The sequence below is a fragment of the Thiomicrorhabdus hydrogeniphila genome, from assembly GCF_054656895.1.
This window is the reverse complement of record NZ_BAAHXL010000001.1, coordinates 689,336-705,934: the sequence shown is the minus strand read 5'-3', so window position 1 is coordinate 705,934 and position 16,599 is coordinate 689,336. Positions and strand designations below refer to the sequence as shown.

Below are 16,599 nucleotides of genomic sequence, written 5' to 3'. Positions count from 1 at the left end.
GCCTTTACTCCACAGACACAGGAACATCATGTCCGTGTTCTTTTAGTAAGGCATGGCGTTGTGCGATTTTTAAATCGGTTGCTACCATTTCTGCACACATTTCTTGCACGGTAATCTCTGGTGTCCAGCCCAGTTTGGCTTTGGCTTTACTTGGGTCACCCAATAAGGTTTCAACCTCAGCAGGACGGAAGTATCTTGGGTCGATTTGTACAATCACATCACCCACCTTTAACGCAGGGGCTTTATCACCCTTAATGGCGACAATCGTGCCTTTTTCATCAATACCTTCACCAGTAAATTCTAGCGTAATCCCTAACTCTTCAGCAGACCAGGCGATAAACTGACGAACCGAGTATTGAACACCCGTTGCAATCACAAAGTCTTCAGCTGTGTCTTGTTGCAACATCATCCATTGCATACGCACGTAGTCTTTGGCGTGACCCCAGTCACGTAATGCATCAATATTACCCATATATAAACACTTTTCTAAACCTTGGGCTATATTGGCTAACCCACGGGTGATTTTCCGGGTAACAAAGGTTTCACCACGGCGAGGGGATTCGTGGTTAAACAAAATACCGTTACAGGCATACATGCCATAAGATTCACGGTAGTTCACCACAATCCAATATGCGTACATTTTTGCAACCGCATAAGGTGATCTAGGGTAAAAAGGCGTGGTTTCTTTTTGTGGAATCTCTTGTACTTCACCATACAGTTCAGAAGTAGAGGCCTGGTAAAATTTTGTTTTCTTTTCTAACCCCAACAAACGAATCGCTTCTAACAAACGTAAGGTTCCCATACCATCGACATCAGCAGTATATTCTGGCGATTCAAACGAAACGGCTACATGAGACTGTGCACCCAAGTTATAGACTTCATCTGGTTGTACTTCTTGCAAAATACGCGTTAGGTTAGATGAATCCGTTAAATCACCGTAATGCAGAATAAAGTTTTTATTATCGACATGTGGATCTTGGTAAATATGATCCACTCGCTGAGTGTTAAATGAAGAAGCACGGCGCTTAATACCGTGAACCTCATAGCCTTTTTCTAATAAAAACTCGGCTAAATAAGAACCATCTTGGCCGGTGACACCTGTTATTAGGGCTTTTTTCTTCATAATTATTCTACCGTTACTGATTTTGCTAAATTTCTTGGTTGATCCACATCCGTGCCTTTAATTAAAGCTACATGGTAACTCAGTAGCTGCAAGGGGATATTAAAGGTGATTGGTGCGGTAATTCTACCAACATTAGTCGTGGTTTTTACCACTTTAAAGTCTTTATCTGAACTAATATCAGACTCTTCATCTTCAAAAATAATCATTTGCCCACCACGCGCTTTAACTTCTTGTAAGTTGGATTTAAGCTTTTCAAGCAAGTCATCTTTTGGCGCGATAGCGACGACTGGGATTTCATCATCAATTAAGGCTAAAGGTCCATGCTTTAACTCTCCTGCCGGATAAGCTTCGGCGTGGATATAGCTTATTTCTTTGAGCTTTAACGCTCCTTCCATTGCTATGGGATACATGGTTCCACGGCCTAAAAACAGTGCGTTGTTTTTATCTGCAAAGGTATTGGCTATTTCTTTGATTTTATCTTCATGTTCTAAAGCGCTTTTTACCAGGCCTGGTAATTTTAATAGTCCGTGAACAATTTTTTGCTCTTGCTTTTCATCCATTAAATTAAGTGTTTTACCAATTGAGGTTAACAATAAGGATAAAGCAACCAACTGTGTCGTAAAGGCTTTGGTAGAAGCCACACCAATCTCTGGCCCTGCATGAGTTAAGAAGGTTAAATCACTTTCTCTGGTTAGGCTTGATTCCGCTACATTACAAATCGTTAGAGTTGGGATATTTTTTGTTTTTTTCAGCTGTTTAATTTGTTGTAAAGCGGCTAGCGTGTCTGCCGTTTCACCTGATTGGCTAATGGTCACAAACAGGGTATTATCTTGAACAACTGGGTTTCGATAGCGATATTCACTGGCCACTTCTACTTGGCATGACATACCAATAATATCTTCAAACCAGTATTTTGCTACCAAACCTGAGTGATAAGAAGTACCACAGGCAATGATTTGAACTTGCTTAATGGATCTAAAAAGAGATTCGGCATTATGGCCAAATGCTGAGGTTAGAACCGAATCCTTGGTAATTCGCCCTTCTAAGGTATCTATTACCGCTTGAGGTTGTTCAAAAATCTCTTTATGCATGTAGTGACGGTGCTCACCTAGTTCTACTGCATTAGCTGATAATTGTGATTGTTTAACAGAACGTTCGACTATCTCGCCATCTACGTCATAGATTTTAACGTCATCTCGTGTAATTTCGGCAATATCGCCTTCTTCTAAAAAGATAAAATTTTGGGTGACCGGTAATAAAGCTGAAACATCTGAGGCAATAAAGTGTTCGCCGATACCTACGCCAATAACCAGAGGGCTACCTTTTCTTGCGGCAATCAATATTTCTGGAAATTCAGGCGAAATAACACCCAGCGCATAAGCGCCTTTAAAAAGCGCAACGGCATTTTTAACGGCTTGTAATAAGGTATTGGATGATTGAAGCTGGCGATGGATACAGTGAGCAACCACTTCGGTATCCGTTTCTGAAGTAAAAAGGTACCCCTCTTCAATTTGAGTGGCTTTTAAGCTTTGATAATTTTCAATGATTCCATTATGAACAACGGCAACTTGGTTATTACAGATATGCGGATGGGCATTGTTCTCGGCTGGCACGCCATGCGTGGCCCAACGAGTGTGGGCGATGCCTATACTGCCACTAAACTCTGTATTTTGAGATTGAATTCTATTCTCTAGATTAACAATCTTACCTATAGAACGAATGCGTTGAATATGAGCATTAGCATCTAAAAGAGCAATTCCAGAAGAGTCATAACCTCGGTATTCGAGGCGCTTTAATCCCTCTAACAGAATAGGAACAATATTTCTTTCTGCTACACCACAAACAATTCCGCACATAACCCAACTCAACACAAACAAAATAAGGTTGGTATTTTATCTTAAAAGCGATGCTTTCTGTATTTATTTCCAGGAAAATACGTACTCCTCTCCCCCAAAAAAACATTGAACCACGAAGCCACTAAGACACGAAGTTTTTAAAGATTTAATTTAAATAAGCCTATCCATCTCTTCCAGCTTTTTAAAGTTATCTTGGCCTAGAGTGGCTCGAGATTATCGGGTCGATGCCCGATAATGACGATATTTTTTTGTTTTTCTTCGTGTCTTTGTGCCTTAGTGGTGAATGTTTTTACATTTGGATTGACCAGGCCCGCATTGCCATTGCGAACGGCTGGCGAGACAATCACTCGCTTGTAACCTTGCATTTATAGCTTCATACAAAGCTGAGAACCATTTAATGTGTACTCAACTTCTCCGCTTGATCTTGAGCCTTCATCTAATTGCGATTCTATTGCACTGGCCAAGTTCACATTAATATCAGTAATACACAACTGATTTTCACCCGCGATTAAGCCATAGTTTGCTCCACTACTGCCACCCCAAGTTGCTTTAAACGCTTGGCCTATTGATGGCTTTGGGTTCACTTTTTTACTCAACCCCGCTTGATAAATATCATAGAAAAAACCTTCGGTTGGAGAATTGTCTGATGATAAAACCGTTTTGAATCTTCCTGGTTTATCAGTGTCTTCGCCGGGTAATTGAGACAACTTATCTTTATACAAAAGAGTAATTACTTTAAATTCTTTAAGTTTTTTAATGTCAGCATGTATTTGAGCATTTTCAATCATAGCCTGTGCTTTCAAGGTTGCGCCAAGCAACAACCCAACAATCATAAGGACAATGCTTAACTCCACCAAAGTAAATCCAGACTGTATTCGTAACATATTTCTTCCTTAACTCAAGGCATTAAATGTACGTATTTAATCTAGCATAATAAGAGTTTTTATACAAAATTGGATTGTTATCCAAAACTGAGATATAAAAAAACCACCAAAATAAGCGGTTAACTTAAATTGATGGCTTTTCTATAGAGAATAAGGCTAAAAAAACTGTAAAAAAGGGTTAGCCTTTAATGGTAATTGGCTCTAATTTCCAAATATCATCGTTATATTCTTTCATCGTTCTATCTGTTGAGAAGATACCGCTACGAGCTGAGTTAATAATACTCATACAAACCCAATGCTCTTTATCTTGATAGGCTTGTGCAGCATGTTCTTGCGCTTCGACATAACTTTTAAAATCAGCCAAGGTCATCCAAGGGTCATTTGCACTTTTGATTGAGTTGATAATGTCATTAAAAATTCCGGGTTCAAAATGATTAAAGTGCCCAGACTCCAACAAGCCCATTACCGCTTGTAAATCAGTGCTTCCATTAATGTAACTTTGTGGCTGGTAATGATGACGCAATTCTTCTACTTCTGGTGTTTGTAGCCCAAACAGGAAGAAATTTTCATCCCCTACTGCGTCGCGTATTTCAACGTTTGCACCATCTAATGTTCCAATAGTTAAAGCACCATTCATCATAAATTTCATATTACCTGTACCAGACGCTTCTTTACCTGCAGTAGAGATTTGTTCTGATAAATCGGTACCAGGGCAAATTACTTCCATTGCAGAAACGCGATAGTTGGGGAAGAAAACCACTTTTAGCTTGTCGCCTACATCTGGATCAGAATTAACGATTTGTGCCACGTTGTTAATTAATTTAATAATATTTTTGGCCATTACGTAACCAGGCGCGGCTTTACCGCCAAAAATAACACTGCGGTTTGTCCAGCCCGTTGTGTCGCCACGTTTAATACGTGAATACAGGTGAATAACATGCAGTACATTTAATAATTGACGTTTATATTCATGAATACGCTTAACTTGAACATCAAACATTGAATCAACGCTTAATACAACCCCGGTCTCTTTTTTAACCAAATCCGCTAAACGTTTTTTATTTGCTTGTTTCACGTCATACCATTTGGCTTGAAAATCTTTATCGGATGATAGTGGTTCTATTTGTTGTAAATCCGTTAATTCTGTTATCCAATTTTCACCAATATTTTCTTTTAATAATGCACGCAATTTTGGATTACAACCCGCTAACCAGCGACGTTGCGTTACCCCATTCGTTTTATTATTAAATTTTTCAGGCCACAACTGATAAAAATCATTAAACAGACCTTCTTTTAATAGCTGAGAATGCAAAGCAGCCACACCATTAACAGAATGACTCCCCACTATAGCAAGATAAGCCATACAAACGTTATTATGCTCATCAACAATTGACATACGTCTTAAACGATCATTATCAGCTGGCCATTTCATCGACACTTCGATTAAAAAGCGGTGATTAATTTCATAGATAATTTCAAGTGGACGTGGCAGTAATTTTTCAAATAAACCGACCGACCATTTTTCTAAGGCCTCTGGCAATAAGGTATGGTTGGTATATGCCATTGTTTTAGAAACAATTGACCAAGCTTGATCCCATTCAAGGCCTTCTTTATCAATAAACAAACGCATTAACTCGGCTACCGCCAAACTTGGATGCGTATCATTAAGCTGAAAAGCATTACATTCGGCAAAATCATCAAAGCTTTTATATTTTGATTTCCACTGCTCAACCACGTCTTGCAATGACGCTGAAACAAGAAAGTACTGTTGTTTAAGACGTAATTCTTTACCATTTTCACTGCTATCATTTGGATAAAGAACCATAGTGATATTTTCAGCTTCGGATTTTTCTACCACCGCTTCATGGTATGAACCGGCATTAAACTCAGATAAATTAAACCCTTCTTGAGCCTGCGCAGACCATAGGCGTAAAGTGTTAACGGTGCTATTTTTAAAACCTGGGATTGGCACATCGTATGGAACGGCCTCAACCACCTCTGCATGTTCCCAATGCACAATAAGTTGCCCAGTGTGTGGGTCTGTATACTTTCGAGTTGTACCACCAAACTTGATAACACGAGTATATTCTGCTCGTTCAATTTCCCAAGGATATGGTCCTGTTCCTAACCAATGGTCTGGTTCTTCAATCTGAAAACCATTTTGAATAAGTTGTCGAAACATACCGTATTCATAACGTAAACCATACCCCATAACAGGTAATTGCAAAGTAGCGCAACTGTCCATAAAACAGGCGGCAAGTCTGCCTAAACCACCATTTCCTAAACCAGCATCACGTTCAGCTTCCTCAATCTCTTCAAGATTTAAGCCTAAGTCATACAAGGCTTCTGCGGTTTCATTTTCGACCCCAAGGTTTAATAGGTTATTTGTTAATGAACGACCAATCAAAAACTCCATTGAAAGATAGTAGGCTTTTTTAAGTTTTTTATCGTTATAAGCTTCCCAGGTCTTTTTCCAATGTATCATTAAGCGATCACGCACTGCGTATGAGAGCGCTTTAAATAGATAGTAATCTTCTGATGTTAAATTTCGGCCTAATGTATGGCATAAATAACGTAAAAAATCCGCTTCAACATCTTCTTTTTCCATACCAATATGCTGCAGCATATCGGCTATAATTTCCATTCTTCTTGCTTCCGTGGTCGTTGGCATTTATTTACTCTCCGAATAAAGTTCTACATATTTTTTTGCACTATTCTTCCAATCCAAAGACAGTTCCATACCTGTTTTTTGAATTTTTTGCCAAGTACGTTTTTTTCCAAATAAGTGCAAAGCATGCAGTATGGTTGATTTTAATGCGTGGCGACTTGGATCATAGAATACAAACCCTGTTGCTGTGCCCGCTTTAATATTTTCATCCGTGGCATTAACAACGGTGTCAGCCAGTCCACCAGTATGATGAACAATCGGAGGCGTGCCGTACGCCAAACTATACATTTGGTTTAATCCACAAGGTTCAAAACGAGAAGGCATTAAAAACATATCCGCCCCTGCTTCTACTCTATGCGCTAAGGATTCTGAATACCCCATAAAAGCCCAAATTCTGGTTGGAAACTGTTTAGCTAACTGCTTAACTTGCGCTTCATAATGTTTTTCACCGGCTCCAACAATCACAAAATTGGCATTGGTTTGTTGAATAATCTCTGGCATAACGTCTAAAACTAAGTCCATGCCTTTTTGCCCAACCATGCGACCTACAAACCCAATTAATGGTTTATCTAAACAGTTCGCTAAACGGGCGTTTGATTTCTTTTCTTTTTCACCGCGATACAAGCATAACTCACTTAATAAGGCTTCTTTGTTTGCTAATTTAGCGGCCATACGCCCTGTTTTGGCCGAATAGTTTTGCACAATTAAATTATCTGTTTCAGGGTTCCAAACTTGATCATCTATACCATTGAGAATACCAACCAAACGCCCTTCTTCATCGCGTTTTTGCAGAACCCCTTCTAAACCATAAGCAAACTCTGGATAACAAATTTCTTTAGCATACGTTGGACTTACTGTCGAAACCCAATCCGCCTTAATTAAGCCCGCTTTAAGCATAGAAAAATGTCCGTAAAACTCAACACCTTCCATACCCCAAAGCTTCCAAGGTAGATGTAAATTATCAAATAATGATTTTGGAAAGTTTCCAGGGTAAGCCATATTATGAACCGTAAACACCGTTTTAGGCGCATCGATTTCTAAGCTTAGCAATGCAGGTACTAACCCCGTTTGCCAGTCATTAGCGTTTACAACATCTGGCTTCCATTTTAAGCCTAATCGATTCATAGCAATTTCATTTACCACCATAGAAAAGGCCGCAAAACGTTCGCCGTTATCCCACCAATCCGTGCCATCTTCAGCTAAATACGGATTACCAGGCCTGTCAAAAAGTTCTGGGATATCTACAAACCAAACGGGAAAATCTACGCCTTTAAATGCACCAACCTTAAGCTGTAAAATATGTGCTGTTAATGTTTTTTTACAGCCATTAATGGTTAATTCAGCCACCTTTTTAAGTGTTTTAGGCGGTATTTTTTTCATTACCGATTGATACGCTGGCAAGACTAAACGTGCTTTGTGTTTAAGTGCCACTAATGCATTGGGCAAACTACCCGAAACATCTGCTAAGCCACCTGTTTTAATAAATGGGTGGGCTTCAGATGAGGCAAAAAGAATTTTCATGCAATTTCCTGAGTTTTCTAATATTTACTATGAATGTTTAAATTTAACCACGAAGACACTAAGGCACGAAGTTTTTTATAAATGTAAAACGGTTATTCACAACTATTGAGACCGTTTAATGAAAAACGATTACTCACCCTTACTCAAGCCTTAAAACCAAGACACTAAGTGGCGGTAATGTTAATTCAGCTGAATAAGGTTGATTCATCCATGGTTGCTCTTCACTTACCACTAATCCCGCATTACCAATATTGGCCCCGCCAAAAATTTCAGAATCTGAGTTTAAAACTTCAATATAATTACCCGCTTGTGGTAATCCAATTCTGTAATGATCTCTAGGCACAGGCGTAAAATTAAAGACACATACGACCTTTTGGTTCTCTGAATGCCGTATAAAACTTAATATAGATTGTTGATAATCATGGCAATCTATCCATTCAAAACCATTTGCATCAAAGTCACGTTCATAAAGGGCTGAGTGTGATTTATATAATTCATTCACTGACTTGGCTAACAGCTGAACCCCTCTGTTTAAAGGTTGATCACACAAGTACCAATCTAAAGAACGTGATTCACTCCATTCGCCCCATTGAGCAAATTCACAGCCCATAAATAGCAGTTTTTTACCTGGATGCAGTGCTTGATAGGCCAACAACAAACGTAAATTGGCCGCTTTTTGCCAATTGTCGCCTGGCATTTTTTCAATTAAAGAGCCTTTTAAATGCACGACTTCATCGTGCGATAAAGGTAATACAAAGTTTTCGGTATAGGCATACATCTGGCTAAATGTCAGTTGATTATGATGATACTGCCTAAAAATAGGGGCTTTTTCAAAGAAATCTAGAGTGTCATTCATCCACCCCATATTCCATTTCATAGAAAACCCTAAACCGCCCATCCACGTTGGTCTTGAAACCATTGGCCAAGAGGTAGACTCTTCTGCCATAACAACGGTACCTGGGCACTGAAAATGCACTTGTTCATTGAGCACTCGTAAAAAATCAATGGCTTCTAAATTCTCTCGGCCACCGTGTTTGTTTGGTAACCACTGACCTGCTTCTCTTGAATAATCTAGGTACAACATTGAGGCTACGGCATCGACTCTTAAGCCATCTATATGCAACTCTTTTAGCCAATATAATGCATTGCTAATTAAAAAATTACGCACTTCATTGCGGCCAAAGTTGAAGATATAAGTTCCCCAATCTTGATGCTCACCTCTGCGTGGGTCTTCGTGTTCGTATAAAGCACTACCGTCAAAACGACCTAAAGCAAATTCATCTTTTGGAAAATGGGCAGGCACCCAGTCTAAAAACACACCAATTTCATTTTGGTGACAATAATCAACAAAATATTTAAAATCATCAGGCGATCCAAAACGACTGGTTGGCGAAAAATAACCTGTGGTTTGATAACCCCACGACTCATCCAATGGATGTTCTGAAATAGGTAACAATTCAATATGGGTGTAACCCATCCATTTTACGTATTCAACCAAACGGTGTGCTATATCACGATAATTTAAAAACTCACCATCATCCGCTCTTTGCCAAGAACCTAAATGCACTTCATAAATATTAATCGGAGATTTTTGCCAATCAAATTCGGCCAATTGATTTTGCCAGGCCTGGTCATTCCATTTATGTTTTGATTCATAGACCACACAGCCTGTTTTTGGGCGAAATTCCATAGACATGGCATAAGGATCTGTTTTGGTAAAGCAATGACCCGTTTGGCGATTACGAATTTCAAATTTATAAATATCACCTGCTTGTAAGCCTGGAATAAATAATTCCCAAACACCAGAACCGCCATTAACACGCATTGGGTGACGTAAACCATGCCAGCCATTAAAGTCACCCACAACAGAAACACGTTCAGCCGCAGGAGCCCAAACAGCAAACTCTACACCCGAAATACCGTCAATTACCTTAGGGTGCGCACCTAAAACATCATATAAATTCCAATGTTGCCCTTCAGAAAACAGGTGTAAATCTAACTCGCCTAATTGTGGCCAAAAAGTATAAGGAGAAACGGCTTCATGCTGAGAATTATCTGATTCAATCCACTTTACCGAAAAGTGTTTTGGCAAGGCTTCTTTTTGTTTATCGGTAATAAAGGCCATAAACATATCCGAGCCTTCTACTCGTTGTAAATCAATGCCTTCTATACTTGCTGATTCTGCCGTTGGTAACCAGGCACTTAATGTCCAACCGTTTTCTTTATGGTCTTGTTTTTCTGCAGGGTCAACAGGATGACAACCTAAAAAGTGAAAAGGGTCATGGTGTCGGCCTTCAGCGAGTACCCGAATGTTTGTTTGTAACAATTTATTCAGTGTTTGCCAGCTTATTTGCATGTATCGTTTACCATTTTTTTGTTTTGACTTAATTTTTTATAATGACTTAAAAAAATAGAGTCTATAAATTCTATAAATAAAGTGAATTTGAATTTTATTTAGCGCCCTGAAGCTTCAATTAAAATACGAATATTAGGTGCTAAATTCTCAGGTACTTGAGACCAGCTAAACTGCCAGCGCCAATTACCTTCGCACACGCCTGGAATATTCATTCGGTTTGAGCTATCTAGCATTAAAAAATCTTGCATTGGCACAATAACTCTTTGTGCAACCGATTCAAAAGCCGCAATAATTAATGGCCAAGGCATAGTATGAGCATACTCCTCTAATAATTCAGTTTCTGCTAATTTTTTCTCTGCTAATGGCATTAACTGCTGCATTACCCAAGATTTTGTACCGTCATTTTCGTTTTCAAACCAACCTAAAGAGGTATCGTTATCATGTGTTCCTGTATAGGTTACAGAGTTTTCAACCTGTTCATTTAAGGCATGTGGGTTATCAGGCAAGCCATTAAAACCAAATTGCAAAACGGACATACCTGGTAAACCATACTTTTCTTTAAGTGCAACGACTTCATCGGTAATAATACCCAAATCTTCGGCCACTAAGGGTAAGTCCGGAAAATCTTCTTTTAATGCGGCTAACAATTCATCGCCGGGAGTTTTAACCCACTCACCATTTATAGCGGTTTCTTCATTGGCATTAATCTCCCAAGAGGCTTCTAAGCCTCTAAAGTGATCGATTCTAACCAAGTCAAATTGCGTTAATGCTTCGGCAACGCGCTTACGCCACCAGCTAAAACCATCGGCCAACATAACATCCCAATTATAATGTGGGTTACCCCAACGCTGACCTGTTTCAGAAAAATAGTCAGGCGGCACTCCTGTAACAACCGTTGGGTTTAAATTCTCATCCAATTTAAACTGTTCAGGATTGGCCCACACGTCTGCGCTATCAAATGCCACAAAAATTGGCATGTCACCAAAAAGCGTTATTCCCCTCTCATTGGCATCTTGTTTTAATTTTGCCCACAGCATTTTTAATGCAAATTGCTGCTTTTTTAACGCCAAGAGTTCTAAGGCATGGTTCTCTGTAAATTCGGTTAAAACGGCAGGCTCTCTGTGTTTTAAACCATGCGGCCAAGAAACCCAAGTGGCGTGTTGCTGACTTTCTCTGATTGCCATAAATAAGGCATAGTCTTCTAACCAATGTGGTGGCTGATTTAAGTAGTCAGCAAAACCGACTTCATCAAAATTAGCTGACCAATTATTGGGTAAAAAGGCTGGGTTTAATGCAAAAGCGGAAACCGATTGGTAAGGCGAAAGATCATCATGAGGTTGAGTTAAAGGAAGCATTTGCCATATTGACAAGCCTGCTGTTTGCATCCAATCCAAAAACAACCAGGCCTGGTCATTTAACTGGCCTGGTTGATTGTTCTCATTTGGTAATGAGGTTGGATGAAGTAGAATTCCACCTTGTCTTTTATTCACACAGTTATCTCTACACTATATATTTAAAAGCTTAACCACGAAGACTCAAAGTCACGAAGAAAAGTCCCGTTACGTCTAAAAACATAAAATCTTCACAACACCATTTGCTCAAAGTACTTTTAACCAAAAATGAACAGCATTGTCTCAATATTGAAAACTTTTTAATCTTTGTGTCTTGTTGTAACTCTAAACATCACAGTCATTGCGAGGTCGAAGGCCGTGGCAACCCTTTGCTCTCGGCAAAGCACCGTATCAAACCTTAACCATGGGTTACTTTGCTTTGCTCGTAATGACCAATAACTTGGTTCTCGTCTCTTCAGTCGTGTGTTTTATTTCATGTTCATTTAATGACCATGAATACCTTTCAATATCAATTACGACGCATGGTGCCAGAGTTTTCCATATCGCCACCACCGAAAGAGATTGGTACATTTAAACTGTCTGGTGGCATCTGTTTTAGTAAGTCATACAGACGCGTTAAGTGTCTACGATACAGCTTATCAAAGTCCTGCACACTACCTGATGGATTATAACCACCAAACCACCAGAACCAATCTGAACCTTCACAAATGGCTAACTGTTCAGTGGCTTGTTTTATCTCTTCTTTAGACAAAACCTTGGAATCCATTACTTGATCAAAACACTGTTTGGCCTCGACCAGTAAATCCCATGCTTTATTTTTATCTTCGTCGCCAATCCAGGTAGAAAAAGAACCATAAACCCAACTACCTGCTTTTAATACCGGTAAATGACGAGTCTTAGCACCGTTTTCTAATGACTCAGAAAAAGTGGTCATTTCAATATGTGGGTGACTAGATAACTTGTCATATAAAGCGGTTAAAAAGTGATTGGCATTTTCTGGATAATATTCCCAAGCATTTTCACCATCTAAAATAACAGAAACAACGTGTTCTTCAACTTCACTGCTTAAAAAATTGGCTATATTATCCATGTGTTGCGCAAAATCATTAGCCGCATCGATTGGGTTCCAATCTTTATATTGAAAGCCCACCATATCTGACAAACCATCATCTCTAAAAAACATCGCGCAGTCTTGGGACGCGTGTTGCAATGGTTGATATAACGCTCTTTTACTATGTAAATCGTGCTGATTAATACACGAAGCTTCACAGGAATGACGCCAAACCCCTTCACCTGAAGCCGTCCATTTAATACCGTATTCATCAAGTAAACCGACTGCTTCACTACTAATAGCCCCTTCAGACAACCAAACCCCTTTAGGTTTTGTTCCAAAATGGTGTTTATACACTTCAAAGCCGTGTTCCATATGCCATTTTGAGCGTTCATATCCGTCAGGATAACTTTCATACGACGGAGCAGGCGCATCGGGTAAAGCGTCTCTCATTGAAGTAAAATCTATGAGTAATGGGACAATTGGATGACCATAAGGCGTCATTGAAATTTCAATTTGACCTTTTTCCATTAAACCGCGATAGCGAGGAATAATACTTTCCAAACAGTCGGCCATAATTTCAATCAATATGCGTTGATCTTGCTTTGTAAAAGAGCCTTTTTTAGAAATTAGTGACTTTAAACGGGCGTCATTTTCTCGTAAACTTTCCCCCATCCAAGCTAGGTGATACCAAACCAAAATATCGGTAAAAAATTGTTTGTTTAAATAGCCTAATTGATGATTATCACCAGGCGCTAACTTGGGATTATAACGAGCAAAATCAAGGAGTTTTTTGTATTCTGGCAATACATCAATCATCGTTGGGCCATGCGCTCGCAGGCAATCACTAACAATTTGCTCTCGGCCTTCAATCGTTGTTGGTATAGACGTTTGACCTGCCACAAAATTAAGTAAAGGATCTTGCATGGCCGCATTATTTGTTAACCAATTACGCATCTGCACGGCATAATCATCTAGCTGCTCAAGTAAAACAGGTGCAAAATTTACAACCACTTTAGCCGCTGGGCATTTTTCAAGGTGCCAAACCATATCGGCATAATCTTTAATCGCATGCAAATACACCCAAGGTAATCGGTAAACGCCATCTAACCCATCTCTATAATGGGGTTGATGCATGTGCCAACATAAAACAACCTTTAACTTTTTCTTTTCCATAGCCCTTTCTTTGAAATCGTTGCGCTTTAGCGGCAAAGGTTTCTTATCATTTTTATTTTAAATTTTTAGCTTCGTTAACTTATCGTAAAGTATGTAGTTTTTGCCCTAGCATTTCTGGTGTAACCAATACAATGCCTGAGGGTTCTTCAATGTAAAAACGTTTTGCATCTTCAATCGGATCTTCTCCAATAATCATGCCATCGGGAATAATAGAGCCTTTGTCAATCACGGCATTTTGAATTCGGCAGTTACGTCCAACCTCAACTCTTGGTAGCAGTACAGAATCTTTAACATGTGAATAACTATGCACGCGTGATCCACTACTAATCACCGAACGCTTAATTCTTGCCCCAGAAATAATACAACCACCCGCCACCATAGAATCTATTGCTTCACCACGACGTCCTTCGTCATCAAAGGTAAATTTTGCTGGAGGCATTTGTGCTTGATAAGTCCAAATTGGCCAATCACGATCATATAAATTCAGCTCAGGTTCAATAGAACATAAATCTAAATTGGCTTTCCAAAAAGATTCAATGGTTCCTACATCACGCCAATAAACAGGTAGATTATTATCATCTACAAATGGATACGCCTGTACATTTCTGTGTTCTATTATGGATGGAATAATATCTTTACCAAAGTCACGGGATGAATTTGGGTTATCACTGTCTTCAATTAACTTTTGAAATAAAAATTCTGTTGAAAAGATATAAATCCCCATTGAAGCAAGCGCTTTATCTGGCTTACCTGGCATAGAATCTGGGATTGCTGGTTTTTCGGTAAACTTAGTAATTTTAAAATTTTCATCCACTGACATCACACCAAAACCAGTGGCTTCTTCTTTGGGTACTTCAATACAACCTATGGTTACATCCGCACCAGAATTGGCATGATTAACCAGCATTTGACTGTAGTCCATAGAATAAATATGGTCACCACCCAAAACCATGACATATTCCGGTGTATGACGACGCAAAATATCTAAGTTTTGATACAGAGCATCTGCGGTGCCTTTATACCAATCTTTATCAACTCGTTGTTGTGCGGGAAGCAGTTCTACAAACTCACCCACCTCATAACGCATAAAACTCCATGCACGTTGAATATGACGAATTAATGAATGCGATTTATATTGAGTTAACACGCCTATTTTACGAATACCAGAATTAACACAATTTGATAATACAAAATCAACAATACGGTATTTACCACCAAATGGCACAGCAGGTTTAGCACGCCAACGCGTTAACGCTTTTAAGCGACTACCTTCACCCCCAGCTAATACAATCGCTAACGTCTTACGAGTCAATTCTGTTGCTGATTTAGTTTCGCAATAATATTTCATATAGCATTCCTCATACCAATTAGGGAAGTTAAAAACCTTTTAAAAACAAGAAACAACTTTAACTCTACTATTTTTAAATAAGAATTCACTTCAAAAAATAAGATAATGTCTTCTGACTTTATTTAGTCATGTTTTTTTGAGCCGCTTGCATAGCACCTTTAAGACCCAAAGCCTCATTGGTTACTAAATAAATTGGCATATTTTTCACTACTTTAGACATACGCCCTTTTTCTAAAAAAGCGGTAATAAAATAATCGGTTTTCATCCAACGAAGTATTTTTAAAGCAACTCCTCCTGCCAAGTAAATTCCACCATTAGCATTCCAAACAAGTGCAACTGACCCTATAAACGCACCATAAATTGTCACCAATTCAATTAAGGCTTTTTGTGCCACAACATCTCCTGTTTCAGCAAGCGCTTGAATATCAGATGCGGTTAGCGGTGTAAATGGCTTATTTAAACACTCCGCTCTATAAGATAAGCCTACCTCTTTATTTAGTGTTTTGGCCATCTTATTTATATGAATATTTTGTGAACTTGCTTGAGAATAAGTATTGGGCAAATCATGCTTAAAAAAGAACTCATATAAAGTTTCCAGGCCTGGTCCAGAAAGCACTCTTTCGTAAGAAACATGTGGCCATTTTTGCCAAAGCCAGCTTAACAATTGTTGTTGAGTTTCAGAGATGGGGGCAAAGTCAAAATGCCCGCCTTCCGATGCTTGAGGAAGGAAGTTTTTACCATCAAAAAACACAGGCGCCACGCCTAAACCTGTACCTGCGCCAATCACTAAGCGATTTGCATTTACATTATTGAGTGTATTTTCTGGTTGATAAAGGGTTAGCGTTTCTTCTGACGTTAAAGCATTTACACCTAAGGCGGCAGCATAAAAATCATTAACAAATGTCACTTTTTGAATATTACAGGCCTGTTGAATAACATCCGCATTTACTACCCAAGGTAAATTCGTTAATTCAACCACTCGGCTATTTACCGGGCCTGGTAAACCAAAGCAGGCTGAAGTAATTTCGGTGCTAGACCAATCAATATCGGGTACAGAACTTAGAAAGGTGTGAATAATGGATTCAAGCGAATCGTATTCGTTGCATAAATAACGCTTTTCAGCAAGGCATTGTGTAGAGAGGGTTTGTTGAGAAATCTGCGAATTTGAAGTAGAGGCACTAGATGATATTTGAACCAGTTGAAGTAATGCTTTTGTTCCTCCAATATCTCCAGCCAAATATATCATTTACATGCCCTTATATTT

Annotated in this window: 10 protein-coding genes; all 10 read right to left on the bottom strand. The window is 39.0% G+C overall.

Features of this window, described 5'->3' with window-relative positions; all coding sequences use genetic code 11:
- Window positions 1-4: 4 nt before the first annotated feature.
- The 10 genes from gmd to ACYQ0E_RS02895 all read right to left on the bottom strand — a co-directional run bounded on the left by gmd (window position 5) and on the right by ACYQ0E_RS02895 (window position 16,581).
- Complete coding sequence (gene gmd / locus ACYQ0E_RS02940; protein ID WP_460186760.1) at window positions 5-1,123, bottom strand: GDP-mannose 4,6-dehydratase; 1,119 nt, start codon at window positions 1,121-1,123, stop codon at window positions 5-7.
- Between the two features lie 2 nt (window positions 1,124-1,125).
- Window positions 1,126-2,979, bottom strand: coding sequence for a glutamine--fructose-6-phosphate transaminase (isomerizing) (gene glmS / locus ACYQ0E_RS02935; protein WP_460186759.1), 1,854 nt, complete (start codon window positions 2,977-2,979; stop codon window positions 1,126-1,128).
- Window positions 2,980-3,344: 365 nt separating this feature from the next.
- Entirely contained in the window at window positions 3,345-3,863 is a 519-nt protein-coding gene (locus ACYQ0E_RS02930; RefSeq protein WP_460186758.1) for a type II secretion system protein, read from the bottom strand.
- Between the two features lie 178 nt (window positions 3,864-4,041).
- Complete coding sequence (locus tag ACYQ0E_RS02925) at window positions 4,042-6,534, bottom strand: glycogen/starch/alpha-glucan phosphorylase (protein ID WP_460186757.1); 2,493 nt, start codon at window positions 6,532-6,534, stop codon at window positions 4,042-4,044.
- Window positions 6,535-8,052, bottom strand: a complete 1,518-nt coding sequence (gene glgA / locus ACYQ0E_RS02920) for a glycogen synthase GlgA (protein WP_460186756.1) — start codon at window positions 8,050-8,052, stop codon at window positions 6,535-6,537.
- Between the two features lie 139 nt (window positions 8,053-8,191).
- Window positions 8,192-10,408, bottom strand: a complete 2,217-nt coding sequence (gene glgB / locus ACYQ0E_RS02915) for a 1,4-alpha-glucan branching protein GlgB (protein ID WP_460186755.1) — start codon at window positions 10,406-10,408, stop codon at window positions 8,192-8,194.
- A gap of 98 nt (window positions 10,409-10,506) precedes the next feature.
- Window positions 10,507-11,898, bottom strand: coding sequence for a 4-alpha-glucanotransferase (gene malQ, locus ACYQ0E_RS02910; RefSeq protein WP_460186754.1), 1,392 nt, complete (start codon window positions 11,896-11,898; stop codon window positions 10,507-10,509).
- A gap of 370 nt (window positions 11,899-12,268) precedes the next feature.
- A complete protein-coding gene (locus ACYQ0E_RS02905) occupies window positions 12,269-13,987 on the bottom strand; it encodes a glycoside hydrolase family 57 protein (RefSeq protein ID WP_460186753.1) in 1,719 nt (572 codons plus the stop codon).
- A 79-nt stretch (window positions 13,988-14,066) separates the two neighbouring features.
- On the bottom strand, window positions 14,067-15,335 hold the full coding sequence (glgC, locus tag ACYQ0E_RS02900; RefSeq protein WP_460186752.1) for a glucose-1-phosphate adenylyltransferase: 1,269 nt from the start codon (window positions 15,333-15,335) through the stop codon (window positions 14,067-14,069).
- A 118-nt stretch (window positions 15,336-15,453) separates the two neighbouring features.
- The gene (locus ACYQ0E_RS02895) at window positions 15,454-16,581 is read right to left on the bottom strand and encodes a glucokinase (protein ID WP_460186751.1); all 1,128 of its coding nucleotides are present in this window, start codon (window positions 16,579-16,581) and stop codon (window positions 15,454-15,456) included.
- Between the last annotated feature and the right edge of the window lie 18 nt (window positions 16,582-16,599).

What these genes read in the sequence shown, in the direction of transcription:
- gmd (WP_460186760.1), bottom strand. Translation starts at nt 1,123, where the DNA reads ATGAAGAAAAAAGCCCTAATAACAGGTGTCACCGGCCAAGATGGTTCT.
- glmS (WP_460186759.1), bottom strand. Translation starts at nt 2,979, where the DNA reads ATGTGCGGAATTGTTTGTGGTGTAGCAGAAAGAAATATTGTTCCTATT.
- ACYQ0E_RS02930 (WP_460186758.1), bottom strand. Translation starts at nt 3,863, where the DNA reads ATGTTACGAATACAGTCTGGATTTACTTTGGTGGAGTTAAGCATTGTC.
- ACYQ0E_RS02925 (WP_460186757.1), bottom strand. Translation starts at nt 6,534, where the DNA reads ATGCCAACGACCACGGAAGCAAGAAGAATGGAAATTATAGCCGATATG.
- glgA (WP_460186756.1), bottom strand. Translation starts at nt 8,052, where the DNA reads ATGAAAATTCTTTTTGCCTCATCTGAAGCCCACCCATTTATTAAAACA.
- glgB (WP_460186755.1), bottom strand. Translation starts at nt 10,408, where the DNA reads ATGCAAATAAGCTGGCAAACACTGAATAAATTGTTACAAACAAACATT.
- ACYQ0E_RS02905 (WP_460186753.1), bottom strand. Translation starts at nt 13,987, where the DNA reads ATGGAAAAGAAAAAGTTAAAGGTTGTTTTATGTTGGCACATGCATCAA.
- glgC (WP_460186752.1), bottom strand. Translation starts at nt 15,335, where the DNA reads ATGAAATATTATTGCGAAACTAAATCAGCAACAGAATTGACTCGTAAG.
- ACYQ0E_RS02895 (WP_460186751.1), bottom strand. Translation starts at nt 16,581, where the DNA reads ATGATATATTTGGCTGGAGATATTGGAGGAACAAAAGCATTACTTCAA.